Annotated in this window: 21 protein-coding genes; 16 read left to right on the top strand and 5 right to left on the bottom strand. The window is 68.3% G+C overall.

The features are described from left to right. Positions 1-59 precede the first annotated feature (59 nt). The 7 genes from gshA (at position 60) to lpdA (ending at position 9,346) form a co-directional block, all read left to right on the top strand. Positions 60-1,673 (top strand): glutamate--cysteine ligase, encoded by a 1,614-nt coding sequence (gene gshA, locus VL15_RS00400; RefSeq protein WP_048242488.1) that lies wholly within the window; start codon positions 60-62, stop codon positions 1,671-1,673. Positions 1,674-1,710: 37 nt separating this feature from the next. Next, positions 1,711-2,901 (top strand): benzoate/H(+) symporter BenE family transporter, encoded by a 1,191-nt coding sequence (locus VL15_RS00395; RefSeq protein WP_048242487.1) that lies wholly within the window; start codon positions 1,711-1,713, stop codon positions 2,899-2,901. 63 nt (positions 2,902-2,964) lie between these two features. Next, positions 2,965-4,125, top strand: coding sequence for a mandelate racemase/muconate lactonizing enzyme family protein (locus VL15_RS00390; protein ID WP_048242486.1), 1,161 nt, complete (start codon positions 2,965-2,967; stop codon positions 4,123-4,125). A 230-nt stretch (positions 4,126-4,355) separates the two neighbouring features. Beyond that, a complete protein-coding gene (locus VL15_RS00385; RefSeq protein ID WP_048242485.1) occupies positions 4,356-5,588 on the top strand; it encodes a 3-methyl-2-oxobutanoate dehydrogenase (2-methylpropanoyl-transferring) subunit alpha in 1,233 nt (410 codons plus the stop codon). Beyond that, positions 5,585-6,631, top strand: coding sequence for an alpha-ketoacid dehydrogenase subunit beta (locus tag VL15_RS00380; protein ID WP_129514173.1), 1,047 nt, complete (start codon positions 5,585-5,587; stop codon positions 6,629-6,631). Before VL15_RS00385 ends, VL15_RS00380 begins: the two co-directional genes overlap by 4 nt. 1 nt (position 6,632) lies before the next feature. Then, entirely contained in the window at positions 6,633-7,949 is a 1,317-nt protein-coding gene (locus VL15_RS00375; protein WP_048242483.1) for a dihydrolipoamide acetyltransferase family protein, read from the top strand. A 5-nt stretch (positions 7,950-7,954) separates the two neighbouring features. Then, a complete protein-coding gene (lpdA, locus tag VL15_RS00370; protein ID WP_048242504.1) occupies positions 7,955-9,346 on the top strand; it encodes a dihydrolipoyl dehydrogenase in 1,392 nt (463 codons plus the stop codon). 119 nt (positions 9,347-9,465) lie between these two features. Here lpdA and VL15_RS00365 read toward each other — a convergent pair whose 3' ends face one another. Further along, positions 9,466-9,738 carry a hypothetical protein gene (locus VL15_RS00365; RefSeq protein ID WP_048242482.1) on the bottom strand — a complete coding sequence of 91 codons (273 nt, stop codon included), beginning with the start codon at positions 9,736-9,738 and terminating at the stop codon, positions 9,466-9,468. A 243-nt stretch (positions 9,739-9,981) separates the two neighbouring features. Here VL15_RS00365 and VL15_RS00360 point away from each other — a divergent pair, with 243 nt between their 5' ends. Next, the gene (locus VL15_RS00360; RefSeq protein WP_048242481.1) at positions 9,982-10,611 is read left to right on the top strand and encodes an NAD-dependent dehydratase; all 630 of its coding nucleotides are present in this window, start codon (positions 9,982-9,984) and stop codon (positions 10,609-10,611) included. A 25-nt stretch (positions 10,612-10,636) separates the two neighbouring features. On the opposite strand, the gene VL15_RS00355 is transcribed toward VL15_RS00360, so the two are convergent. Further along, on the bottom strand, positions 10,637-11,554 hold the full coding sequence (locus VL15_RS00355; protein ID WP_048242480.1) for a LysR family transcriptional regulator: 918 nt from the start codon (positions 11,552-11,554) through the stop codon (positions 10,637-10,639). Positions 11,555-11,683: 129 nt separating this feature from the next. On the opposite strand from VL15_RS00355, the gene speB reads away from it, so the two are divergent. The 4 genes from speB to VL15_RS00335 all read left to right on the top strand — a co-directional run bounded on the left by speB (position 11,684) and on the right by VL15_RS00335 (position 16,430). Continuing rightward, on the top strand, positions 11,684-12,658 hold the full coding sequence (speB, locus tag VL15_RS00350) for an agmatinase (RefSeq protein ID WP_048242479.1): 975 nt from the start codon (positions 11,684-11,686) through the stop codon (positions 12,656-12,658). Positions 12,659-12,786: 128 nt separating this feature from the next. Beyond that, complete coding sequence (locus VL15_RS00345) at positions 12,787-13,464, top strand: SOS response-associated peptidase family protein (protein ID WP_048242478.1); 678 nt, start codon at positions 12,787-12,789, stop codon at positions 13,462-13,464. Positions 13,465-13,767: 303 nt separating this feature from the next. Further along, positions 13,768-15,198 (top strand): purine-cytosine permease family protein, encoded by a 1,431-nt coding sequence (locus tag VL15_RS00340; RefSeq protein WP_048242477.1) that lies wholly within the window; start codon positions 13,768-13,770, stop codon positions 15,196-15,198. A gap of 161 nt (positions 15,199-15,359) precedes the next feature. After that, positions 15,360-16,430 carry a porin gene (locus VL15_RS00335; RefSeq protein WP_048242476.1) on the top strand — a complete coding sequence of 357 codons (1,071 nt, stop codon included), beginning with the start codon at positions 15,360-15,362 and terminating at the stop codon, positions 16,428-16,430. Positions 16,431-16,488: 58 nt separating this feature from the next. On the opposite strand, the gene VL15_RS00330 is transcribed toward VL15_RS00335, so the two are convergent. Beyond that, entirely contained in the window at positions 16,489-17,445 is a 957-nt protein-coding gene (locus VL15_RS00330; protein ID WP_048242475.1) for a LysR family transcriptional regulator, read from the bottom strand. A 191-nt stretch (positions 17,446-17,636) separates the two neighbouring features. Here VL15_RS00330 and VL15_RS00325 point away from each other — a divergent pair, with 191 nt between their 5' ends. From VL15_RS00325 to VL15_RS00310, 4 genes are all read left to right on the top strand, one after another. Continuing rightward, positions 17,637-18,947 (top strand): MFS transporter, encoded by a 1,311-nt coding sequence (locus VL15_RS00325; RefSeq protein ID WP_048242474.1) that lies wholly within the window; start codon positions 17,637-17,639, stop codon positions 18,945-18,947. A 31-nt stretch (positions 18,948-18,978) separates the two neighbouring features. After that, a complete protein-coding gene (locus tag VL15_RS00320; protein ID WP_048242473.1) occupies positions 18,979-20,250 on the top strand; it encodes a Zn-dependent hydrolase in 1,272 nt (423 codons plus the stop codon). 25 nt (positions 20,251-20,275) lie between these two features. Next, on the top strand, positions 20,276-21,298 hold the full coding sequence (locus tag VL15_RS00315) for a histone deacetylase family protein (protein ID WP_048242472.1): 1,023 nt from the start codon (positions 20,276-20,278) through the stop codon (positions 21,296-21,298). A 104-nt stretch (positions 21,299-21,402) separates the two neighbouring features. After that, positions 21,403-21,693 carry a hypothetical protein gene (locus VL15_RS00310; RefSeq protein ID WP_048242471.1) on the top strand — a complete coding sequence of 97 codons (291 nt, stop codon included), beginning with the start codon at positions 21,403-21,405 and terminating at the stop codon, positions 21,691-21,693. Between the two features lie 16 nt (positions 21,694-21,709). Here VL15_RS00310 and VL15_RS00305 read toward each other — a convergent pair whose 3' ends face one another. After that, on the bottom strand, positions 21,710-22,672 hold the full coding sequence (locus VL15_RS00305) for a spore coat U domain-containing protein (protein ID WP_048242469.1): 963 nt from the start codon (positions 22,670-22,672) through the stop codon (positions 21,710-21,712). Continuing rightward, complete coding sequence (locus VL15_RS00300; protein WP_048242468.1) at positions 22,669-25,053, bottom strand: fimbria/pilus outer membrane usher protein; 2,385 nt, start codon at positions 25,051-25,053, stop codon at positions 22,669-22,671. The genes VL15_RS00305 and VL15_RS00300 overlap by 4 nt, the downstream gene beginning before the upstream one ends.

Here is a 25,053-nt window from a genome sequence, read left to right as displayed (position 1 = left end):
GACTCCGGGAGACCGCGATGACCCACGACCCTCAATCCCTGCTACCCAGGCATACCTGGATGACGACGCCTTATCGCCGCCGGCTCGGCGTGCTGAGCGACGCGGCGCACCTGCCGCTGCTCGGTCACGGGCTGTGCGGCGTCGAGCGCGAGACGCTGCGCGTCGATGCCGCGGGCCGGCTCGCGCTGACGCAGCATCCGCGCGCGCTCGGCGCGGCGCTCACGCATCCGTCGATCACGACCGACTATGCGGAGCCGCTGCTCGAGTTCGTGACCCCGCCGCAGCACGATGCGGCCGACGTGATCGCGCGGCTCGACGAGCTCCACCGCTTCGCGTGCCAGGCAATCGGCGACGAGCTGCTGTGGAGCCAGTCGATGCCGTGCCCGCTCGACGACGATCGCCGCATTCCGATCGCGTGGTACGGCACGTCGAACCTCGGCATCCTGAAGCATGTGTACCGGCGCGGGCTGGCGTTCCGTTACGGCAAGGCGATGCAGTGCATCGCCGGGATCCACTACAACTATTCGCTTGCCGATGCGGTCTGGCCGCTGCTGCGCGATGCGCACGAGCCGGCCGGCCGCGATGCGCGCTCGGCCGGTTATCTCGCGCTGATCCGCAACTTCCATCGCTACGGCTGGCTGCTGCTGTACCTGTTCGGCGCGTCGCCGGCGCTGTGTGCGGGTTTCGTCGCGGGCGACCGGCACGGGCTCGACGCATTCGATGCGCAGACGCTGTACCTGCCGGACGCGACGAGCCTGCGCATGAGCGACCTCGGCTACCAGAATCGTGTGCAGGGTGCGTTCGCGCCGTGCCTCGATACCTTGCCGGCCTATCTGGAAGGGCTCGCGCGCGCGGTCGCGCAGCCGTGCCCCGAGTACCAGGCGATCGGCGCGAAGCGCGACGGCGAGTGGCTGCAGCTCAGCACGCACCTGCTGCAGATGGAGAACGAGTTCTATTCGGCGATTCGCCCGAAGCGCACGGTGCGCAGCGGCGAGCGGCCGCTCGATGCGTTGCGCAGCCGCGGTGTCGAGTACGTCGAGGTGCGCTGCCTCGATATCGATCCGTTCGCGCCGCAAGGCGTGTCCGAGACGACGCTGCGCTTCGTCGACGCGTTCCTGCTGTTCTGCGCGCTCGACGACAGCCCGTGTTTCGCGGGCGCCGAACAGGACACCTGCCGGCGCAACTTCGCGGCGGTCGCGCGGGAAGGGCGGCGCCCGGGGCTCGAACTGCAGCGCGGCGATGAACGCATCGCGCTGCGCACGTGGGGGCACGAATTGCTCGCGCGCATCAACGAGGCGGCCGGCGTGCTGGATCTGCAGCGCGGCGACACGCGCACCACCGCGGCGCTCGACGCGCAGTACGTGAAGCTCGACGATCCGCGGGAGACGCCGTCGGCGCGCGTGCTTGACGTGCTGCACACGCTTCGCGACGACCCGCGCGGCGCGTGCTTCGCGTTCGGGATGCGGCAGACGCTTGCGCACACCGCGGACTTCCGCGCGCGGCCGCTGCCGGCCGGCGTGCAGGCGCGGTTCGATGCAACGGCGGTCGAATCGCTGAACCGCCAGGCCGATCTGGAGCGCACGCAGATCGGCAACTTCGACGCGTTCCTTGCCGCGTATCACGCGGGAACGCTGAACCAGGAATGCGGTGAACCGACGCACGGCGCGTCATGACGCGGCCGCATCCCTATCGAAATCGTCCGGAGGACTGATGAGCAGTATCGCGGAAATGAAAACCGAACGCGGCTTCTCGGCGCGCGCGGCCGGCGCGGGTGCGCTGGCGTCGTTCGTCGGCTTCGCGTCGACATTCACGCTGATCGTGAATGCGCTGACGAATGTCGGCGCGACGCGCGCGCAGGCCGCATCGGGCCTGATGGCCGTGTCGATCGTGATGGGACTGGCGGGCATCGTCCTCAGCTACCGGACGAAGATGCCGGTCAGCGTCGCGTGGTCGACGCCCGGCGCCGCGCTGCTGCTCGGCCTGGGCGCGGTGAAGGGCGGGTATCCGGCCGCGGTCGGCGCGCTCGTGCTGACGGGCGTGCTGCTCACGCTGGCCGGACTGTGGAAGCCGCTCGGTCGCGCGATCTCGAGGATTCCGCTGCCGATCGCGAACGCGATGCTCGCGGGGATCATCCTGAACCTCTGCGTCGCGCCGGTGCATGCGCTCGCGCAGTATCCGCTGATCGTCGCGCCGATCCTGCTCGTCTGGGTCGTCATGATGCGGATTCGCAAGATCCTCGCCGTGCCGTGCGCGGCGGTCGCGACGCTGGTCGCGATCGCGTTCGTCGCGAAGACGGGCGGCGCCGGCGCGGCCGGCATGCTGCCGCATCTCGCGCTCGTCGCGCCGGTGTTTTCGGTGTCGACGATGATGAGCGTCGCCGTGCCGCTGTTCATCGTGACGATGGCGTCGCAGAACATCCCGGGCGTCGCGGTGCTCAACGTGAACGGCTACCGGCCGGAAGCGTCGCGGCTGTTCGCCGCCACGGGCCTGTGCAGCCTGCTGGCGGCACCGTTCGGCGCACCGCCGATCGGGCTGGCCGCGATCACCGCCGCGCTGTGCGCGGGCGAGGAGGCCGGTCCCGACGAATCGCGCCGCTACTGGGCGGGCATCGTCTGCGGTGCCGCCTACATCGTGTACGGGCTCGCGGCGAGCGCCGCGACGCTGTTCATCGCGGTCGCGCCGCCGATCATCATCGAAGCCGTCGCGGGCCTCGCGCTGATGAACGCGCTCGGCGGCGCGCTGCTCAACGCGCTCACCGACAAGGATGCCCGCGAAGCGGCGATCCTGACCTTCCTCGTGACGATCGCCGGCCACGCGTTCCTCGGCATCGGCGGCGCATTCTGGGGGCTGCTGACCGGCATCGGCGTCACGTTCGTGCTGCGTCGCACGCAGAGCCGCTGACGCCGCGCGCGGGCGCGGCCTGACGAAATCCTGTCGTACCCATCACAACAAAACGGAGAAGACATGCAGCACACCATCGAGAAAATAACTGCGACGCCGGTGTTCGCGCGCGGCGACGCGGAGATCGCCGGCGTCCGGCTGTCGGGCAAGCTGTCGGGCGTGATCGTCGAGATCGAGACATCGCAGGGCATCGTCGGTCACGGCTTTACGGCGATCACCGACGAAGCCGTCGTGGCCGCCGCGATCGATCACGTGGCCGCGCCGAACCTGGTCGGGATGAACGTCGTCGAGCGCGAGCGGATCCTCGACAAGCTCTATTGGCTGCTGTGCCCGCGCGGGCAGACCGGCTATGCGGGGCACGTGATCTCCGCGATCGACATCGCGGTGTGGGATGCGATCGGCAAGATCGTCGGCATGCCGGTATGGAAAATGCTCGGCGGCGCACGTCCGGTGGTGCCGCTCTACACGACCTTCGGCTTCGCGTCGGTCGAGCGCGCGGAGCTGGTGCATGCCGCGCGTGCGCTGGTCGGCGCCGGGCACCGCCGCATCAAGATGATCGTCGGCTATCACGCGCTTGCGCGCCGCAACGAAGGGAGACCGCTCGACCAGGTGGTCGCCGACGATGTGGCGCGCGTGCGCGCCGTTCGCGACGCGGTAGGCGACGCGGCCGAGATCTATATCGACGCAAATTGCGGGCTCGATCACTATCACGCGCTGCGGCTTGCCGAACGCGTGGCCGACTGCGATATCGGCTTCTTCGAGGAACCGATTGCCGACAACGATCCGGCCAAGCTCGCCGACCTGAGAAAGCGCGGCGGCATTCCGGTCGCGACCGGGCAGAGCGAGGGGCAGCTGTTCCGGTTCAGGGATTTCCTCGTGAACGAGTCCGTCGACATTCTTCAGCCCAACGTGTGCGTGTGCGGCGGTTTTTCGGTTGCGGCGCGCGCGGCCGCACTCGCGCAGGCGTTCGGCGTGCCGATCGACAACGGCGGCACGTTCCCGTTCCACAACATGCACCTGCATGGCGGGCTCGCGAACGGCGGCTCCGTCGAGTGGCACGTCGTCGCGGTGGAGATCTGCCGGAACCTGTTTACCGGCCTGCCGGTCGAGCGCGACGGCACGCTGGCGCTGCCCGACGCGCCGGGTCTCGGCTTCGGCATCAACCGCGACGGCGTGCGCGAATTCTCGTCCGGCCCCGGATCGCAGGGGCACGGCAAGGCGTGACCGGCAGCCGGCGCCAATCGGCCACCCCGGGCGCGCCGGCCCGCCATCCCGCGCCTATCATGGCAAATATGCTCACCGCGATCGAGCGGGTTGGTCATCGACGGCCGGCGCGGCATTGCATAGATTCCCAAGGTTGGCGTGCTTATCCGCACGCCAGCCCGCGCGCAGGCCGGCAACCGGCCGCGCGTTTCCTATCAGCGTGAGACACAATCGAGCGTGGAGACGACACGATGAGCCTGTCAGAGCCATTGCGTCTGCATGTGCCGGAGCCCACCGGGCGCCCGGGCTGCAAGACGGACTTTTCCTATCTGCATCTATCGCCGGCCGGCGCGGTTCGCCGCCCGCCGATCGACGTTGCCGCGGTGGACACCGCCCATCTCGCCCGCAGCCTGGTGCGCGTGATCGACGACCATGGCGAAGCCGTCGGCCCGTGGGCGCCGGCCCTCGACGATGCGCGGCTGCTCGCCGGGCTGCGCGCGATGCTCAAGACCCGCATCTTCGACGCGCGCATGATGATCGCGCAGCGCCAGAAGAAAATCTCGTTCTACATGCTGAGCCTCGGCGAAGAGGCGATCGGCACCGCGCACGCGATGGCGCTGCGCGACGGCGACATGTGCTTCCCGACCTACCGGCAGCAGAGCATCCTGATCGCGCGCGACGTGCCGCTCGACCGGATGATCTGCCAGCTGATGTCGAACGAAGGCGACCCGCTGAAAGGCCGCCAGCTCCCCGTGATGTACTCGGATCGCGACGCGGGCTTTTTCTCCATTTCCGGCAACCTCGCGACGCAGTTCATCCAGGCGGTCGGCTGGGCGATGGCGTCGGCGATCAAGGGCGACACGAAGATCGCGTCCGCGTGGATCGGCGACGGCGCGACGGCCGAAGCCGACTTCCACACCGCGCTCACGTTCGCGCACGTGTACCGTGCGCCGGTCGTGCTGAACGTCGTCAACAACCAGTGGGCGATCTCGACGTTCCAGGCGATCGCGGGCGGCGAAGGCACGACGTTCGCGGGGCGCGGCGTCGGCTGCGGGATCGCGTCGTTGCGCGTCGACGGCAACGACTTCCTCGCAATCTACGCGGCATCGAGCTGGGCGGCCGAACGCGCGCGCCGCAATCTTGGCCCGACGCTGATCGAGTGGGTGACCTACCGCGCGGGCGCGCATTCGACGTCGGACGACCCGACCAAATACCGGCCGAGCGACGACTGGTCCCATTTCCCGCTCGGCGATCCGATCGACCGTTTCAAGCGCCACCTGATCGTCAAGGGCATCTGGTCGGACAGCGCGCATGAAGCGCTGACGGCCGAGCTCGAGGCCGAGGTGATCGCCGCGCAGAAGGAAGCGGAGAAATACGGGACGCTGGCCGACGACAGGATTCCGTCGCCGGCCTCGATGTTCGACGACGTGTACAAGGAGCTGCCCGCGCACCTGCGCCGTCAGCGCCAGGAACTGGGAGCATGACCATGGCTCAACTCGAGACAGGCACGGCGGCGCAGCCGATGACGATGATCCAGGCGCTGCGCTCCGCGATGGACGTGATGCTCGGGCGCGACAGCGACGTGGTCGTGTTCGGGCAGGACGTCGGGTATTTCGGCGGCGTGTTCCGCTGTACCGAAGGACTGCAGAACAAATACGGCAAGTCGCGCGTGTTCGATGCGCCGATCTCCGAAGGCGGGATCGTCGGTGTGGCGGTGGGGATGGGCGCGTACGGGCTGCGCCCGGTGTGCGAGATCCAGTTCGCCGACTATTTCTACCCGGCATCCGACCAGATCGTGTCGGAAGGCGCGCGGCTGCGTTATCGCTCGGCCGGCCAGTTCATCGCGCCGATGACGATCCGGATGCCGTGCGGCGGCGGCATCTATGGCGGCCAGACGCACAGCCAGAGCCCGGAGGCGATGTTCACGCAGGTGTGCGGTCTGCGCACGGTGATGCCGTCGAATCCGTACGACGCGAAAGGGCTGCTGATCGCGTCGATCGAGAACGACGATCCGGTGATCTTCCTCGAGCCGAAACGGCTGTACAACGGGCCGTTCGACGGCCATCACGAGCGGCCCGTCACGTCATGGCTCAAGCATCCGGCGAGCGCGGTGCCCGAGGGCTACTACACGGTGCCGCTCGATACGGCCGCCGTGGTGCGGCCCGGCAACGACGTGACGGTGCTGACGTACGGCACGACGGTGCACGTATCGCTCGCCGCGGCCGAAGAGACGGGCATCGACGCGGAAGTGATCGACCTGCGCACGCTGTGGCCGCTCGATCTCGACACGATCGTCGCGTCGGTGCGCAAGACCGGGCGCTGCGTCGTGGTGCACGAGGCGACCCGCACCTGCGGTTATGGCGCGGAACTGGTGTCGCTGGTTCAGGAACATTGCTTCTATCACCTCGAAGCGCCGATCGAGCGCACGACGGGTTGGGATACGCCGTATCCGCATGCGCAGGAATGGGCGTACTTTCCGGGGCCGGCCCGGGTTGGCGAAGCGTTGCGACGCGTGATGGAGGCGTGAGATGGGGATTCATGTCATCAAGATGCCGGATATCGGCGAAGGGATTGCCGAGGTCGAGCTGGTGGCCTGGCATGTGGAAGTCGGACAGACGATCAAGGAAGATCAGCCGCTCGCCGACGTGATGACCGACAAGGCGGCGGTCGAGATTCCGTCGCCGGTGACGGGGAAGGTGCTCGAACTCGGCGGCCGCATCGGCGAGATGATGGCGGTCGGCAGCGAGCTGATTCGCCTTGAGGTCGAAGGCGACGGCAACCTGAAGGCCGGCGCACCGGTGCGGGAAACAAAGGTGGAAACCTCACCGGCTGCGGCGGCAGCGTCGAAGCCGGTCGCCGACGTGCCGGCTGAAAAGCCCGCGGCGCCGCGTCATGATGCGAAACGTGCTCCCGCGGAACCGCGTCGGGCGGAACCTGCGGCGCAGCCGCGCGCGGCGCTCGCGCCGGGCGAACGACCGCTCGCGTCGCCGGCCGTGCGTCAGCGCGCGTGGGACATGGGTGTCGAGCTGCGCTATGTGCGCGGCACGGGCGACGCAGGGCGGATCCTGCATACGGATCTCGATGCGTATGCGCGCACGGGCAGCGGTGCGGCGCGAGCATCGCAAACGCACGGCTACGACGAACGCCACGACGAAACCGAAGTGCCGGTGATCGGCCTGCGGCGCGCGATCGCGCGCAAGATGCAGGAAGCGAAGCGCCGCATTCCGCACTTCAGCTACGTCGAGGAAATCGACGTCACCGAGCTCGAATCGTTGCGTACCGACCTGAACCGCCGCTACGGCGACACGCGCGGCCGCCTCACGCCGCTGCCGCTGCTGATTCGCGCGATGGTGATCGCGTTGCGCGACTTCCCGCAGATCAATGCGCGCTTCGACGATGAAGCGGGTGTCGTCACGCGTTACGGTGCGGTGCACATGGGCGTCGCGACGCAGACGGATGGCGGCCTCACGGTGCCCGTGTTGCGTCATGCCGAAGCGCGCGACGTGTGGTCGATCTCGGCCGAAATCGCGCGGCTCGCCGATGCGGTGCGCGCGAACCGTGCACAGCGCGACGAACTCAGCGGCTCGACGATCACGATTTCGAGCCTCGGCGCGCTCGGCGGCATCGTGTCGACGCCGGTCATCAATCATCCCGAGGTCGGCATCGTCGGCGTGAACCGGATCGTCGAGCGGCCGATGATTCGCGACGGCGCGGTTGTCGCACGCAAGATGATGAATCTGTCGTCGTCGTTCGACCATCGTGTCGTCGATGGCGCGGATGCGGCCGAATTCATCCAGGCCGTGCGCGGGGTGCTCGAACGCCCGGCACTGCTGTTCGTGGAGTGAGCGCGATGAAAAACGAACACACCACGCTGCTCGTGATCGGCGGCGGCCCGGGCGGCTACGTCGCCGCGATCCGTGCCGGCCAGCTCGGCATTCCGACCGTGCTCGTCGAGCGCGACCGGCTCGGCGGCACGTGCCTGAATATCGGCTGCATTCCGTCGAAGGCGCTGATCCACGTGGCCGACGCGTTCGAACAGGCGTGCGGCCAGGCCGGCGAAGGGGCGCTCGGGATTCGCGTGCGCACGCCCGAGATCGACATCGCGCAAAGCGTCGCGTGGAAGGACGGCATCGTCGACCGGCTGACGCGCGGCGTCGGCGCGCTGCTGAAAAAGAACGGCGTGCGCGTGCTGCACGGCGACGCGCGCGTGATCGACGGCAAGACCGTCGAAGTCGTCTCGGGCGGCCACACGACGCAGATCGGTTGCGAGCACCTGTTGCTCGCGACCGGCTCCGAACCGGTCGAACTGCCGTCGATGCCGTTCGGCGGACCTGTCGTGTCGTCCACCGAAGCACTGTCGCCCGCGACGTTGCCGAAGCGGCTGGTCGTCGTCGGAGCCGGGTATATCGGGCTCGAACTCGGGATCGTCTACCGCAAGCTCGGCGTCGAAGTCAGCGTCGTCGAAGCGGCGGAGCGCGTGTTGCCTGCTTACGATGCCGAACTCGCGCGGCCGGTTGCCGATTCGCTCGCGCGGCTCGGTGTCCGGCTGTGGCTTGGCCACAAGGTGCTCGGGCTCGCGGAAAACGGCGCGGTGCGCGTGCAGGCGGCCGACGGGGCCGAACAGACGTTGCCGGCCGATCGCGTGCTGGTCGCGGTCGGCCGCCGGCCGCGCGTCGACGGCTTCGGGCTCGAGTCGCTGCTGCTCGATCGCAACGGCCGCGCGCTGCGGATCGACGACGAATGCCGGACGTCGATGCGCAACGTCTGGGCGATCGGCGATGTCGCCGGCGAACCGATGCTCGCGCATCGCGCGATGGCGCAGGGCGAGATGGTGGCCGAGCTGATCGCCGGCCGGCGCCGCAAGTTCATGCCTGCGTCGATTCCGGCCGTGTGCTTTACCGACCCCGAGATCGTGACGGCCGGCTGGTCGCCGGACGACGCGCATGCGGCCGGCGTCGATTGCGTGAGCGCGTCGTTCCCGTTCGCGGCGAACGGGCGCGCGATGACGCTGCAGGCGACCGACGGGTTCGTGCGTGTGGTCGCACGGCGCGACAACCACCTGATCGTCGGCTGGCAGGCCGTCGGGCGCGGTGTGTCGGAGTTGGCCGCGGCGTTCTCGCAATCGCTGGAGATGGGCGCGCGGCTGGAGGACATCGGCGGCACGATCCACGCGCACCCGACGCTCGGCGAAGCGTTGCAGGAGGCTGCGCTGCGTGCGCTCGGGCACGCGTTGCATGTTTGACGCGGGCACCTGACATGGAGACGCCGATGCGCAACGCGCGCATCGGCGGTCTTCCGGTTGCCGCACCTATGCCGGTGTGGAAGCGGATCTAAAACGGCTGCCCGCGCGTGTGCCTTTTGTCAGGGAAGCGCGCGGGGTTCAACGTGTTGCGCCGTCACATCACGATAAAACGCATCGATCGCATCGACCATCTGAGATAACCCCGGTTGTTCAAGCGGATAGTGGCCCGCGTTCTCCAGCATCGCGACCTTGACGGGCACAGGGCGAATGCGCGCGAGGAACGGCTCGCTCAGATGCCGCGGCGTCCAGCGGTCCGCGGCCGGTTGCGTGCGCAGGATCGGGCACGCGGTGAAGTCCTCCGGCTCGACCGCCGGCCGGACATCAATAACCATTCAACGGTATGGGGTACGATCGACATGGCGATTCGACGCGCACATGGGCGACCAACTGACGCGTGGAGTGGTCCGAAGCCGGCAGCACGACGAGACCGTTTCGAGATATGCAACGAGTGCGGCTTGTAATTTTTCGAGATGTGGGAAAGTTGTCTGCGCCGGGGCGGCCGACCATCATGTGGAAAGCCGGAAACCGGGCCGCTCCTGGCCCGCCAACGCAGGCTTCACACGGAAGAACCGGACATGAAACTGCTGCTCGTCGGCGCGACCGGACTCGTCGGGCGCCACGTCCTCGAAGTCGCGCTCGCCGATGCGCGGGTCGATCACGTGATCGTCCTCGCGCGTCGGCCGTTGTCGCCGCATCCGAAGATGCGCGCGCTGGAAGTCGATTTCGATCATCTGCCCGGCGAGGCCGACTGGTGGCAGGCCGATGCCGTGATCTGCACGCTCGGCACCACGATGCGGGTCGCCGGCTCGCAGGCGGCGTTCCGGCGCGTCGATCACGACTATCCGCTGGCGGTCGCGCGGCTCGCGCACCGGTACGGCACGCCGACTTACGTCCTGAATTCAGCCCTCGGCGCGGATCCGGCGTCGCGCATCTTCTACAACCGCGTCAAGGGCGAGGTCGAGCAGGCGCTCGCCGGCGTCGGGTTCGCGTCGCTCACGTATGTGCGGCCGGGCCTGATTGGCGGCAGCCGTGACGAATTCAGGTTCGGCGAGCGGATGCTGGTGTCCGCGCTGAACGTCGCGCAACCCGTGTTGCCGGCGAAGTGGCGCGTGAATCCCGCGCGGAAGATCGCCCGCGCGCTGCTTGACGCGGCACTCGACGCGCGGCCGGGCGTGCAGGTCGTCGCATCGGACCGGCTGGTCTGAAGCGGAAGGGGGCGACGCGCGCCGGCTATTGGCTCGCGAAGCCGTCGAGCCCGCCGAACTGTTCGGCGAGCGCTGCGGTGAATGCATCCAGCGCTTCGCTGCCGTCGCAGTTCCTCGGTGTCGCGAGCTGGAATTCGACCGTATGGCTCAGCTTGCTCGCGAGCAGCCTGCGCATCTTCCCGGCGGCCACCCACGGCGCCGCGACGTGGTCGGGCAGGAAGCCGACATGCGCGCCGGACAGGATGAAGATCACGTCGGCATCGACGTTCTCGGAGAACGCGGTCGGCTGCGCGTTACGCAGCGCCGCACCCGATGTGTTCGTCTTGTAGAGCCGCGCGACGTTGCTCGTGCGTGCGATGTCGTTGACCGACACGGTCTTTTTCGCAAACAGCGGATGCCGGGCGCCGCAATGCAGCGACTGGTGTTCGACGAACAGTGGTGCATAGTGCAGCCCGGCCTGGTGGCCCGAAAAGTAGCCGATCGCGAGCTGCAGCTCGCTCTTCAGCAACCTGCGCTCCAGCTCGTCGGGCGGCACCGCGATCATCTCGATCAGCACGTCCGGCGCCAGCTCGCGAAAGCGGCCGACGGCCGCCGCGATCGATTCGACGATGTCCGGCGCGAGTCGCTCGGACAGGCCGATGCGCAACTCGCCGAGCAAGGTTCCCGACACGTGCTGCGTATCGCGCGTGAACACGTCCATCGCCTGCAGGAGCCGCCGCGTCGACTGCAGCACGCGTTCGCCCTTCGGCGTCAGCCGGAACCCGCTTTTGCCGCGGTCGCATAGCCGGAACCCGAGACGGGTCTCGAGCTTGGCCATCTGCGTGCTGATCGTCGACGGCGCCATCCCGAGCGTGCCCTGCGCGGCGCTGAAGCCGCCACTTTCGACGATCGTCAGGAACAGCCGCAGCAACTGCAAATCCATGTCTCTCAGTCGGGTCAGCATGGTGATACATCGCGTTTCGTGAAGTCAGCTTATGTTAGTTCATATTTTTCGTCGGATGCGCCAGCGGCAGAATCGGGCACGCGGTCGCTGGCAGCGCGACCGTGTCCCCCTTCAGACAGGAATCCGACGATGAGCCAGAACGATCTCGCGTTCACGCGCGACAGCCTTTACGGCACGCAAGCCGAGCCGACCTTCGCGGGCGCGACGAGCTTCATGCGCCGACGTTTCAGCCGCGATCTCGACGGTGTCGACCTCGCGATCACCGGCGTGCCGTTCGATTCCGCCGCGTCGCACCGGCCCGGCACGCGCTTCGGCCCGCGCGGGTTGCGGATCGCGTCGACCGGCATCGCGTGGGAGCGCCCGTGGCCGTGGTCGTTCGATCCGTTCGACGTGCTGGCCGCGGTCGACTACGGCGATTGCGCATTCGATCTCGGGCAGCCCGAATCGGTGCCGGGCGCGATCGAGCGGCATGCCGATGCGATCCTCGCGCGCGGCTGCGCGATGCTGACGCTCGGCGGCGATCACTTCATCACGTATCCGCTGATGAAGGCGCATGCGAAGGTGCACGGACCGCTGTCGCTCGTGCATTTCGATGCGCATACCGACACGTGGCCCGACCGCGACGTGAAGCGCATCGATCACGGGACGATGTTTTATCACGCGGCACGCGAAGGGTGGGTCGTGCCCGAGCGGTCGGCCCAGGTCGGTATCCGGACCACCAACGACGAACCGATGGGGTTCGACATCCAGGATGCGCGCCGCGTGCATGCGTCGACGCCCGCCGCGGTCGCCGCGCGCATTCGCGAGCGCGTCGGCGATCATCCCGTGTACCTGACGTTCGATATCGACTGTCTCGATCCGGCGTTCGCGCCGGGCACCGGTACGCCGGTCGCGGGCGGGCTGTCGAGCCATCAGGCGTTCGAAATCCTGCGGCACCTGGAAGGTATCAACCTGATCGGCATGGATGTGGTCGAGGTGTCGCCGCCATATGATCATGCGGAAATCACGTCGCTGGCCGGCGCGACGATCGCGCTGGAACTGATCTGTCTATATGCGTCGCGCCGTCGCGCCGTCGCGCCGTCGCGCCGTCGCGGCGCGCGGTGACGGCGGGCGTTGACCGGATCACGGACATCGTCGATTCGTAAAACTGTTTCGTCATACAAAGCAATAGCGAGATCGCGACCCCGGCGCTGACCTACGATGGAAACATTGCTTCCATCGTTCGCCGAACCGTGTGCACCCACTACCGCGCCCCCGGCGAAGACCCGGGCATCAGTGAACTGAAGATCGGCATCGGCGATCTGTACCGTCGCGACCCGTGGGCACCCGATGTCTATCCCGACTACGCGGCGCCGCTTGCGCGCGCCAACGGCGACGGCCTCGCGGTCGTTGCAGCCGTGTTCGGCTTCTGGCCGAAATTCATGCAGCCCGAACGGATCGACGAGAACGGCCGGAAAAGCAGGAAGCTCGACACGGTGAACGCGCGGGCTGAAACGGTCGGCTCGTCGCGGCTGTACGGCAACGCCTGGCGCAACGGCCAGCGCTGCCTGATCCCGGTGCGCTGGATCTGCGAGCCGTGCTACGAGAGTGGCCGCAACGTGTGGCACCGGATCGGCGTCGACGGCTGGCAACCGTGCTGCGTCGCCGGCATCTGGCGACGCTACGAAGGCGGCGACGGCCGCGCATGCGTCGGCATGGCGATGCTCACGGTGAACGCCGACGACCATCCGCTGTTCTCGCGGATGCATCGGCCCGGCGACGAGAAGCGGGGCGTCGTGATCCTGCGCCGCGACGACTACGACGAATGGCTGCACGCGCGCGACATCGAAGTCGCGCGGCGCATGCTGAACCTGCTCCCCGCCGCCGACATGACGGCCGCGCCCGATCAGGCGCCTTCCACCGGCGCCTGACCTTTCATTTTTCCAACGTCCGATCGGCGGCAAAATCAGCCGGACGCATCGCGATTGTTCGGACAATTTCCAAAATGGATCGATACCGGGTAATCACCGATATCTCGCAAGTTGTATATACAAGATCATCCGCTGGCAATGTCGGCACACGTCGTGTCGCTTGCGCGCCAGCGTGCAGACCGTGCGTGCGTGGCGCATGCCGGCGATCCACGGCGCCCCGCACCCGAAGAGCCGAAAGGGCGGCTCGCAGATTCCTGTCTTGTTCAAACCATTCGCGATCCTGAGTATTTTGGAGATTTCCCCGTGTCAACGAATCCCAGTGGAAAAGCCGGCGGCCTGATCGAGGTACGCTCGATCGACTTCATTCCCGACGCCGAGCGCCACGGCGGCTTGCTGAGCCAGTTCACGCTGTGGCTGTCGGCCAACATGCAGATCACGGCCATCGTCACGGGCGCGCTCGCGGTCGTGCTCGGCGGCGACGTGTTCTGGTCGCTGGTCGCGCTGCTGCTCGGCCAGCTCGTCGGCGGCGCGGTGATGGCGCTGCACGGCGCGCAAGGCCCGCAGCTCGGGCTGCCGCAGATGATCTCGAGCCGCGTGCAGTTCGGCGTGTACGGCGCGATGATCCCGATCGTGCTCGTGTGCCTGATGTACATCGGCTTTTCCGCAAGCGGCTCGGTGCTGGCCGGGCAGGCCGTCGCGCAGCTGCTGCACGTCGACGACGCGGCCGGCATCCTGCTGTTCGCGGCCGTGATCGTCGTGCTGACCGTGTTCGGCTATCGCGCGATCCACTTCGTCGGCCGGATCGCGAGCGTGGTCGGCATCGTCGCGTTCGTCTACATGTTCTCGCAGCTGTTCGCGAACCACGATATCGGCGCGCTGCTTGCGAACAAGCACTTCTCGCTCGCGAGTTTCCTGCTGGCGATGTCGCTGTCCGCGTCGTGGCAGATCGCGTTCGGCCCGTACGTGGCCGACTATTCGCGCTACCTGCCGCGCTCGACGTCGTCGGTCGCGACGTTCCTCGCGGTCGGCCTGGGTTCCGTGATCGGCGCGCAGGCGGCGATGGTGTTCGGCGTGTTCGCGGCCGCGCTGGCCGGCGGCCAGTTCGCGCACCACGAAGTGTCGTATATCGTCGGCCTCGGTTCGACGGGCGCCGTGGCCGCGCTGCTGTACTTCAGCATCGCGTTCGGCAAGGTGACGGTGACGGCGCTCAACGCGTACGGCAGCTTCATGTCGATGGCGACCATCGTCAGCGGTTTCCGCGGCAAGGGTGCCGTGTCGTCGAAGAGCCGTCTCGTCTACATCTTCGGGATGATCTGCGTGTCGACGCTGATCGCCCTCGCGGGCCGTCATTCGTTCCTGAAGGAATTCACCGCGTTCATCCTGTTCCTGCTCGCGTTCTTCACGCCGTGGAGCGCGATCAACCTGGTCGACTACTACTGCTTCACGCGCTCGCGCTACGACGTGCCGGCGCTGTCCGATCCGGATGGCCGCTACGGCCGCTGGAACGTGATGGCGATCACGATCTACGTGGTCGGCATCCTGGTGCAACTGCCGTTCATGTCGACGCACATCTATACGGGGCCGCTCGTCGACGCGCTCGGCGGCACCGACATCTCGTGGATCCTCGGCCTGATCGTACCGGCCGTGCTGTATTACGTCGCCGCGCGTGCGTCCCGACGCAGCATCCCCGAACGCCTGATCCTGCCGATCGAGCGCAGCGAAGTTCACCACTGACCACGCGCATCGCGCATCGGGCCGGCCCGCTGCCGGCCTGAGCGTCGCGCCGAGCCTGGCGCCGCCTGCACCAGGCTCTCACCCACATTCACCATCCCGCGATGCCGGTGCGGCGCAACTGCCGCGCCCGGCGTCGTTTCATTCTCTTTCTATTGAATAGTATGACTAAACAAATGAAAGCCCGCGGCAGCGATTCCCGGGCGTGGCCGGTGCACGCCGGTCTTCGCATGACGGTGGCGGCCGCGTGCCTCGCCGGATCGGGCGCCGCGCTCGCGCAGGACGGCGTCACGCTGTACGGCGTGATCGACGAATTCGCGCAGTACGTGAATACCGGCAACGGCTATACGGCGGCGATCGGCTCGGGCGGTCAGTGGGGCAGCCGGTTCGGGCTGAAGGGCGGCGAGGATATCGGCGGCGGGCAGAAGATCGAGTTCGCGCTGGAGAACGGCTTCAACCCGAACGACGGTTCGCTGGCGAGTTCGGGCAGCATGTTCAACCGGCAGGCGTGGGTCGGCGTCGCCGGGCAGTGGGGCAAGGTGCGCGCGGGTCGCCAGAATTCGCCGCTGTTCAACGACCAGGGCGGGCAGGATGCGTTCGGCGGCGTCACGCAGGCGTCCGGCATGGACAACCTGACCGTGTTCGCGTTCCGCACCAGCAACACGCTGTCGTACCAGAGCCCGGAGATCGCCGGTTTCCAGGGCGGGCTGTATTTCGGGTTCGGCGATGCGGGCGGCGTGCGCTCGGCCGGCTCCAGCCAGCAGTTCGACCTGACCTACGAGCACGGGCCGTTCGCGGCGTTCGTCGCGGGCCAGTGGCTGAAGAACGCAACGGCGACCACGACCGATCGCACGATCATGGCCGGCGCGTCGTACGCGATCGGCAAGGCGACCGTGTACGGCGGTTTCTCCGCGGTGAAGTGGGCCGACCTCGGGATCGATTCGCGCGTGTACGGGCTGTCGGTCAAATACCAGTTCAACCCGGCCAACTATGTCGCGCTCGGTTACGCATATCTGCACGACCAGTCGTCGCAGGGCAACAATGCGGACCAGCTCGGGCTGATGTACGAGTACGACCTGTCGAAGCGCACGAGCTTCTACGGCGCGCTGTCCTACCTGCGCAACCGCAACCAGGCCGGCTACACGCTCGCCGGCGCGGCGAACCCGGGCCTGCCGCTCGCGTATCCGGGCGCGAATGCGCGCGGCGTGCAGCTCGGCATCGTGCATCGCTTCTGACGACGGCGACGCGCCGGGCCGTGTGCGCCCGGCGCCTTCCTCGGGCGCGTTCGCGCTCTTACTTCCCCAGCCGCTCCGCGAGTGAATAGCGCTGCATGCAGCGCTCCATCGCGTCGAGAAACGCGTGCTCGGCCGCATTCATCTTGCGGTCGCGATGCCACAGCAGGAACACGTCGACATCGACGAGCCCGTCGTCCGGCGGCAACCGCCACAGCCGCTGTTGCGCGATGTCGTCGCGCACGATGTGCTCGGGCAGGCAGCCAACTCCGTAGCCCGCGAAGATCAGCCGCCGCACTTCCTCGAGGCTCGGCGACGACGCGACGATGCGCCCCGTGAAGCCCTTCTGGTCGCGGAAGACGGTGAGCGGCGACAGGCTGTCGCCGATCTGGTCGCTCGTGAACGACACGAAATTCTCCGCGAGCAGATCGTCCATCCGCAGTTGCGTCTGCCCGAACAGCCGGTGATGGCGGCCGCAGTAGATCGCGTAACGCTGGCGCAGGAAGCAGCGCATCTCCAGCTTGTCGTGCGGCGTGCGGCACAGGCCGAGCCCGGCCGTGGCCGTCTTCTGCAACAGCGACGACAGGATGTCCGACGAGCGCATCACTTCGATCTGCAGGTCGATGCGCGGGTATGCGCGATGGAAGTCCGCGAGGAACTCGTCGTAGACGGGCGACTCGATGCGGCTCACCGTCAGCAGCCGGATCGACCCGGTCAGGTCGGCCGTGCTGTCGTCGATTTCCGTTTCGAGGCGCGAGATGCCGCCGTAAATGTCGCTCGCGATCCGGTACACGGCTTCGCCGGCCGGCGTCGGCGCGAAGTGCGCGCCGCGCCGCTCGATCAGCCGGCGCTCGAGCGCGTCCTCGAGCCGCCGCAACGCCTGGCTCACGGCCGGCTGCGTGACGTGCAGGCGCGCGGCCGCGCGGCTCACGCTGCGCTCCTGCATGATCACCAGGTAGGTGCGCAGCAGGTTCCAGTCGAGGCGGTCGTTCAGGAACGGGGCGAGGTCGGGGCGCATCGGGTCTCCGGGTGAGGCGTTGAAGCGAATATTAGTTAAATTTATACGGCGAATAATAACTTGAAATTTGACTAATGATTTGCGGTCGCCGATAAAGGAGGGGTGCCGCAGCGTGCGGCGCGAGGCCGCGCCAGACGGCTGCCATCACGATATTGCGCGTCGCGCCGCAGCGGCGCGCGTCAGGAGCCCGCATGACCCAGTCCCTTTCTTCCACCCGCCAGCCGGGACGCGCCGCGACGGCCGCGTTCATCGGCACGATGATCGAGTGGTACGACTTCTACATCTACGCGACCGCTGCCGCGCTTGTGTTCGGCGAACTCTATTTCCCGTCGCACGACCCGTTCGTCAGCACGATGGCGTCGTTCGCGACGTTCGCGGTCGGCTTCTTCGCGCGCCCGCTCGGCGGCGTCATCTTCGGCCATCTCGGCGATCGCATCGGCCGCAAGAAGGCGCTGATGACGACACTGATGATGATGGGCGTCGCGACCGTCTGCGTCGGGCTGCTGCCCGATTATTCGAAGGTGGGCGTGCTCGCGCCGGTGCTGCTCGTCGCGTTGCGCGTCGTGCAGGGGATCGCGGTCGGCGGCGAATGGGGCGGCGCGGTGCTGATGGCGGGCGAGCACGCGCCGCAGGGGCGCCGCACGTTCTTCGCATCGTTCGCGCAGCTCGGCAGCCCGGCCGGGCTGATCCTGTCGCTGATCGCGTTCCGCGCGGTCACGTCGATGGACAAGGCCGACTTCCTCGCGTGGGGCTGGCGCCTGCCGTTTCTCGCGAGCTCGGTGCTGCTCGTGGTCGGCATCCTGATCCGGCTCGGCGTGAACGAGTCGCCGGAATTCGCGCGCGTGAAGGAGGCAAACCGCACGGTGAAACTGCCGGTCGCCGAAGTGTTCCGTTCCGCGTCGGGGCTCGTGTTCCTCTGCATCGGCGCGAACACGATCGGGATCGCGGGCGTCTATTTCACGAACACGTTCATGATCGCGTATACGACGCAGTACGTCGGCGTATCGCGTTCGCTGATCCTCGACAGCCTGTTCGCGGTCGCGATCATCCAGTTTGTCGCGCAGCCGATCGCCGCATGGACCGCGGAGCGCATCGGCGGCGCACGCTTCCTGAAGCTCGCGGCGCTGCTCGCGATGCTGTCGCCGTATCCGATGTTCATGCTCGTGCAGGGCGGTACGTCCGCGTCGCTCGTCGCGGGCATCGCGCTCGCGGTCGTATGCATGGCCGGTTTCTATTCGGTGATCGCGGGTTTCGTGAGCGAGGTATTTCCCGCACATGTGCGTTATTCGGCGATCTCGCTCGCGTACCAGATCTGCGGCGCGCTCGCGGGTGGCCTGACGCCGCTCGTCGGCACGTGGCTCGCGCATCGCTTCACGGGCCAATGGTGGCCGCTCGCGGTGTTCTACACGTGCCTCGCCGGCATCTCGCTGCTTTGCATCGTCGCGCTCGACGCGCGCCGGGCGGCGCAGCCGGCCGCCGCCGAAGCGCTCGGCTCGCATTGAATATCAACGAAAGCATTCATCCGGAGTACGTATGGAACACCTGTTGGAAATCGACGGCGCCCGTTTGTGGCAGAGCCTGGCGGACATGGCGCGCGTCGGCGCGACGCCGCGCGGCGGCGTGCGGCGCCTCGCGCTCACCGACGACGACCGGCGCGGGCGCGACCTGTTCGCGCAGTGGTGCCGCGACGCGGGGATGACGGTGAGCGTCGACGCAGTCGGCAACCTGTTTGCGCGGCGCGACGGCGCCGATGCGCACGCCGCGCCGGTGCTGATCGGCAGCCATCTCGACACGCAGCCCGAAGGCGGCCGCTTCGACGGTGTCTACGGCGTGCTCGCCGCGCTGGAGCTCGTGCGCACGCTGGACGATGCAGGCATCGTGACCGGTAAGCCGCTGGAGATCGTGTCCTGGACCAACGAGGAAGGCGCGCGCTTCGCGCCGGCGATGCTCGGTTCGGCCGTGTTCACGGGCGCGTTGCCGCTCGCCGACGCGCTTGCGAAGCAGGACGCCGACGGCGTCACGCTCGGCGCGGCACTCGACGCATGCGGCTATCGCGGCACCCGCGCGACGGGCGGCGCGGTCGATGCGTATTTCGAGGCGCATATCGAACAGGGGCCCGTGCTCGAGGCGAACGGCACGACGATCGGCATCGTCACGGGCGGGCAGGCGATCCGCTGGCTCGACGTGACGGTGACGGGCGTGGCCGCGCATGCGGGCACGACGCCGATGCCGTATCGCAAGGATGCGTATTTCGCGAGCGCGCAGATGGCGCTCGAACTGGAACGGATCGTCGCCGGTTATGCGCCGCGCGGCCTTGCGACGATCGGGCAGGTCGGTATCCGCAACGCGTCGCGCAACACCATTGCCGGCGACGTGACGTTCACGGTCGACCTGCGTCATCACGACGATGCCGAAGTTGATGCGATGGAGCGCGACCTGCGCGATGCGTGCACGCGCGTCGCTGCAGCGCGTGGCGTGCAGGTCGCGATCGACACCTGCTGGCGCAGCCCGGCGACGCCGTTCGATCGCGACTGCGTGGAACAGGTCGCGCAGGCGGCGGCCGCGTTCGGCTACACGAACGAACGGATCGTCAGCGGCGCCGGTCACGACGCGATCCTGCTCGCACGCCGCTTCCCGACCGCGATGGTGTTCATCCCGTGCGTCGACGGCCTGTCGCACAACGAGGCCGAGGATGCGTTGCCCGACGACGTGACACGCGGCACGAACGTGCTGCTCCACGCGGTACTGGCGCGCGCAGGCGTCGCGGCGCGCGTCGAAGCGGCAGCCACCGCGCCGGGTGCATGACGCGGTGAACCGACGAGGACGAACGATGAAAACCTACTTCCATCCCGAACAACTGCTGCACCATCCGCGCAGCTACCTGTCGCGCGGCCAGATGCGCGAACCGCAGGAAGTGCCCGAGCGCGCGGCGCGGCTCGTCGCGGCCGTCCGGTCGCTCGATTTCGACGTGTGCGAGCCGGCCGACCGTGGCACCGCGCCGATCGCGGCCGTGCACGACATGAACTACCTGCGCTTTCTCGAGGACGCGCACCGCGACTGGAAGCAGATGCCCGACGACTGGGGCGACGAAGTGATGTCGAACGTGTTCGTGCGCGATCCGAACCCACTGCGCGGCGTGCTCGCGAAAGCCGCGCGTTACCTCGCGGACGGCAGTTGCCCGATCGGCGCGAACACGTGGCGCGCCGCGTACTGGTCCGCGCAGGGTGCGCTTGCGGCCGCGGCCGACGTCAACGACGGCGCGCGCGAAGCCTACGCGTTGTGCCGCCCGCCCGGCCATCACGCACGCCGCGACGCGGCTGGCGGCTTCTGCTACCTGAACAATGCGGCGATCGCCGCGCAGTCGCTGCTCGGGCGCCATCGCCGGGTCGCGATCCTCGACACCGACATGCATCACGGGCAGGGCGTGCAGGAGATCTTCTACGGCCGCGACGATGTGCTGTACGTATCGATCCACGGCGACCCGACCAACTTCTACCCGGTCGTCGCGGGCTACGAGGAAGAGACGGGCGCGGGCGCGGGCGACGGCTTCAACCTCAACCTGCCGATGCCGCACGGCGCGCCGGAATCGGCGTTCTTCGCGAGGCTCGACGACGCGCTGCGCGCGCTCGCGCGGTTCCAGCCCGACGCGCTCGTGCTCGCGCTCGGCTTCGACATCTACAAGGACGACCCGCAATCGCAGGTCGCCGTCACGACCGACGGGTTCGGGCGGCTCGGCGGCGCGATCGGCGCGCTTGGCCTGCCGACGGTGATCGTGCAGGAGGGCGGATATCACCTCGAAAGCCTCGATGCGAACGCGCGTGCGTTCTTCGGCGGGTTCGCCGTCGCGCGCTGATCGATTCAGCGGGGCCGGATCGGGTGCGCGCGGCTTCACGTTTTCCGCGCGCACGCGGATAATTCGCGCATATTCTGGACGGATGCACGAAGGAGGGCCGAACGATGAACGCAACCGGCCGAATCAAACACGGCACGCTCGCGCTCGCGGCGCTGGGCGCATGGTCGCTCGCCGGCGGTACCGAGCCGTCGATTCCGCTGCGGGTCAGTCTCACCATTCCGGAAATCTGCACGATCGGCGCTGGCGCGCGCCAGGCCGCCGATGCGGACATGCCGAGCGTCAGCTGCGTGCACGGCACGCCGTTCGTGCTGAGCCGCGCACCGCTGCCCGACGTGCGAACGGCACCGCGCAGCGTCGGTGCGGGCGCGCCGCCCGCGTGGACCGTCACGTTCTGAACGGCCCGCCTTCCCGCTAGAAGCTGATCGTCGCGGTGATCTTGTCGCTGTAGTTGCCGGGCGCGGGCGTGGTCTGCGCCGGTACCGCGCCGTATACGGTCACGACCTGCGACGTGCCCGTGCCGACGCCCGTGACCGTCGAGCTGCCGCCCGTGCCGTCGCCCCACGCGATCGAGCGTGCGGCGTCCGTGTAAAGCCCGTAACCGATCGTGCCGCCGCCGCCGCTGCGCTGCATCTGGCGCGCCGTCACGTTGCCGGTGCCGCCGCCGTCCAGCGCGATCTTCCATGAGTCGCCGTTCGTGCATTGCGCGGTGATCGAGCCGGTCGCCGCGAGTGCGCCCGACAGCAGGCTCGCGGTGCCGAAGCTGACGTTGGTCGCGCTGATGATGCAGTTGTTGATGACGTTCGCGGTCGCCGTGAACGGGAAGGTGCCGCTCGACGTCGTCAGCGATGCGCAGGTCGGCGCGCCGAGCAGGTAGAACCCCGTGTTGATCGACGTCGTGGTGCCGCCGAACAGCTGCGAGTAGGTCGTGGTGCTGTCGCCGGTGGTCGGCACGGTCGGCTGGTTCGCGGCGATCTGCCCATACACCGTGACCGTCGCGCTTGCGCTCGTCGCGAGCGCGGGTTTGGTGAGCGTCACCGACGCGGGCGTCGTGCCGGAATACACGGAACCCCACGCGATCGAATGCGCGCCATCGAGATAGAGGTCGTACTGCATCGCGTTGCTGCCGTTGACGAGACTGCGCGGGCTCGTGCCACCGAGATTCAGGCACACGAGCACGTTCGGCGTCAGCGTGACGGCGGACCACGTGCAGGTGACGCTGACGGTGCCGGTCGCGGTGACCGACGCGAGCGCGATCGGGCTGACCGAGCCGAAGCTCACCGTCGACGCGGTGGCCGTGCACGATTCGGCCTGCGCGTGGCGCGGCACGCCGCACCACGCGGCGAACGCGATGACGAGCAGCAGGACGAGCCTCATGGCGCGGCCCGGCAGGTGAGCGGGCCGACGGTCGGCAGCGTGCCGTTGCCGGGCGTCGTGAACGCGAATTCCGCGACGCAGCGTTGCGTGCCGTAGTCGATCACGAGATGGTTGTCCTCCTTCAGTCCGTCGATGAACGTGAGCCCGTCGTAGCCGACGATCGTGTCCGCGCCGCTTTCGGCGTGATGCACGCGCGCGCCGGCCGGCAGCGGGCGGCCGGCCGCGTCGCGCAGGATCACCGACGCCGCGCGATAGCGCGACACGCCGAAATGCGCGACAACGCCCGATTGCGCCTGCGGCACGACCGTCATCGACGTGCGGGCGATCCGCGCATCGGCGGGCAGCTTCATCGAATCGATCGCGACCTGGTTGTTCTGGTACGCGTTCAGGTCGGGCACGAGCAGGTGTCCGGCGCGATCGGTCGTGCCGATCACGCGGTTCTCGTGCAGCACCGGGATGCCCGCGACGCCGTCGGTCGACACGAGCGCGAAGCCGTCGTCGATTCGGCGCGACAACTGCAGGCTGCTATCCATGAACACCAGCGCGCCGCTGACGTCGAGCGACGCGCCGGTCTGGCGGTCGATGGTCTGCGCGGCCGCGATGACCTCGCCCGCATGGCCGAGATAGCGCAACTGCGCCTGCCGGTACGGCACCGCGCCGGTGCCGCCGGTCTGCACGCCCCAGCCCCAGCCGCCGTCGTAGTCGGGCGGGCGGCTCGCGTCGACGGTGTAGTTCGACTGGCCGCGCTGGCGGCCGACGGTCGCGTTGATCGACGTGTTGCGGCCGAGCCCGATGTTCAGCGACATGAACGCGCCGTTCGCGCCCTGCTGCGCGAAATCGCGGTAGGCGCTCACGCTCAGCGACGCGAGATCGCCGAGACTCAGCGTGTACGACACCGTGCCGATCCGAGCGCTCGGGCCTTGCGGCAGCCGGAAGCCGATATAGCTGAGCGACAGCGTCTGGCGATGCATGAACGGCAGCGCGAGCGTCGCCTGGTCGGTCGCCGACGGCACCAGCGCGCCGTCGCGCGACGCGAGATCGCCGTAGCGGCCGAAGGCGCGGATGGTCTGCGCGTTGATCGAGAAGCGCGGTGCGATCAGCTGGTAGCCGACGCTCACCTGCGTGCCCGGAAAACGGCCGACACTGCCCGCGACCGCGCCGCTCACGACGCCCGCATAACCGAGACGCATCAGCGCGCCGACGCCGGTGTTGAGCACGCCGCCGGCCGCTTCCGCATGCCCCTCGACGGTCAGCGCGTCGCTGACGCCACGCCGCATCGAGCCGCTGACGGCTGGCCGCGCGTCGTAGTCGAACGACTGCAGCCCATAGTTGCGGCGCAGGAAGCCGGCTTCGAACGAATAGCTCGACAGCCCGGGGGACAGCATGCGCGTATCGACGTAGAGCGGCACCGAGGTCGCGACGGTGCGCCCGAGCGCGTCGCGCGTGATGACGGTCGCCTGGCCGGCGCCCGTGATGCCCGGCACGTCGTGGATGATGAACGGGCCGCTCGGGACGTTGCCGGTGTACTGGCGCACGTTGTTGATGTACAGGTCGACCGCCGACGGCACGGCGGCGGAGCCGGCGAGCGACGGGATCGGGAACGTCACGAGATCGGGCCGCAGCGCGAAGTTGCTGCGCCACTGGAAGCCGCCGAGGCGCACCGAGCGCGTCCACGCGAGCGATCCCGAGATCGTGTCGCCGATCTGGGTCGTGCTCGGTCGTGCCGGGTCCGAGTGGCTCCATGATGTCTCGAAGCGCGTGTAACGCCGCTGGCCGTCGTAGAAGGTCGCGGTGCCGGTGCTATTGAACACGCCGTTCGGATCGAAGTAGCGCACGTCGGTGTAGAGCGAGAACTGCCAGTCGCCGATCGTCTGCGCGTATGCCTCGTAGTTGATCGCGATCCCGCGCGACGCGGTGGCCGCCTGCGTGGCCGGCAACGCGCGGCTGTCGACCGCGTACGGGCGGCGCAGCGTGTCGGGCATCTGCAGGTCGACGCTCTGGCGCGCCACGTCGTAGCGGTAGCGCAGGCCGGGAATCGCGTCGAGGTCGACCGTCGCCGCGTCGGCGATGCCGAGCCGGTCGGTCGCGAAACCGATCGTGCGCAGGTCGGCGCCGCTCGCCGACAGGTGGCCGTCGCGTTCGCGGAAGTGCGCGAGCAGCGCCGTGTTTTCGCCGTTGACGCTGACTTCGAGGATCACGTCGTGCGCGCTGTCGGTCATCACGAGCGCCGCGGGTTCGTCCGCCCGCGCGTAGCCGAAGGCGAGCAGGCCGCTGGCCACGACGGTCGCGAGCGCGGCGCGCGCCGCGCGTCGCGGCGTTCCGCGTCCGGTGGCCGGGAACGGGCCGGCGCGTGGCGAAGGGGAAGGGGCCGGGCGGCGCAC

It is taken from the genome of Burkholderia cepacia, assembly GCF_001039005.1.
GTDB lineage: Bacteria > Pseudomonadota > Gammaproteobacteria > Burkholderiales > Burkholderiaceae > Burkholderia > Burkholderia theae.
Note: the sequence above shows the minus strand (reverse complement) of the source record. Positions and strands in the feature narration are given on the sequence as shown.

Excerpts from the sequence above, each read along its gene's own strand:
- gshA (WP_048242488.1), top strand. The coding sequence starts at position 60 with ATGACGACGCCTTATCGCCGCCGGCTCGGCGTGCTGAGCGACGCGGCG.
- VL15_RS00395 (WP_048242487.1), top strand. The coding sequence starts at position 1,711 with ATGAGCAGTATCGCGGAAATGAAAACCGAACGCGGCTTCTCGGCGCGC.
- VL15_RS00390 (WP_048242486.1), top strand. The coding sequence starts at position 2,965 with ATGCAGCACACCATCGAGAAAATAACTGCGACGCCGGTGTTCGCGCGC.
- VL15_RS00385 (WP_048242485.1), top strand. The coding sequence starts at position 4,356 with ATGAGCCTGTCAGAGCCATTGCGTCTGCATGTGCCGGAGCCCACCGGG.
- VL15_RS00380 (WP_129514173.1), top strand. The coding sequence starts at position 5,585 with ATGACCATGGCTCAACTCGAGACAGGCACGGCGGCGCAGCCGATGACG.
- VL15_RS00375 (WP_048242483.1), top strand. The coding sequence starts at position 6,633 with ATGGGGATTCATGTCATCAAGATGCCGGATATCGGCGAAGGGATTGCC.
- lpdA (WP_048242504.1), top strand. The coding sequence starts at position 7,955 with ATGAAAAACGAACACACCACGCTGCTCGTGATCGGCGGCGGCCCGGGC.
- VL15_RS00365 (WP_048242482.1), bottom strand. The coding sequence starts at position 9,738 with ATGGTTATTGATGTCCGGCCGGCGGTCGAGCCGGAGGACTTCACCGCG.
- VL15_RS00360 (WP_048242481.1), top strand. The coding sequence starts at position 9,982 with ATGAAACTGCTGCTCGTCGGCGCGACCGGACTCGTCGGGCGCCACGTC.
- VL15_RS00355 (WP_048242480.1), bottom strand. The coding sequence starts at position 11,554 with ATGCTGACCCGACTGAGAGACATGGATTTGCAGTTGCTGCGGCTGTTC.
- speB (WP_048242479.1), top strand. The coding sequence starts at position 11,684 with ATGAGCCAGAACGATCTCGCGTTCACGCGCGACAGCCTTTACGGCACG.
- VL15_RS00335 (WP_048242476.1), top strand. The coding sequence starts at position 15,360 with ATGACTAAACAAATGAAAGCCCGCGGCAGCGATTCCCGGGCGTGGCCG.
- VL15_RS00330 (WP_048242475.1), bottom strand. The coding sequence starts at position 17,445 with ATGCGCCCCGACCTCGCCCCGTTCCTGAACGACCGCCTCGACTGGAAC.
- VL15_RS00325 (WP_048242474.1), top strand. The coding sequence starts at position 17,637 with ATGACCCAGTCCCTTTCTTCCACCCGCCAGCCGGGACGCGCCGCGACG.
- VL15_RS00320 (WP_048242473.1), top strand. The coding sequence starts at position 18,979 with ATGGAACACCTGTTGGAAATCGACGGCGCCCGTTTGTGGCAGAGCCTG.
- VL15_RS00315 (WP_048242472.1), top strand. The coding sequence starts at position 20,276 with ATGAAAACCTACTTCCATCCCGAACAACTGCTGCACCATCCGCGCAGC.
- VL15_RS00310 (WP_048242471.1), top strand. The coding sequence starts at position 21,403 with ATGAACGCAACCGGCCGAATCAAACACGGCACGCTCGCGCTCGCGGCG.
- VL15_RS00305 (WP_048242469.1), bottom strand. The coding sequence starts at position 22,672 with ATGAGGCTCGTCCTGCTGCTCGTCATCGCGTTCGCCGCGTGGTGCGGC.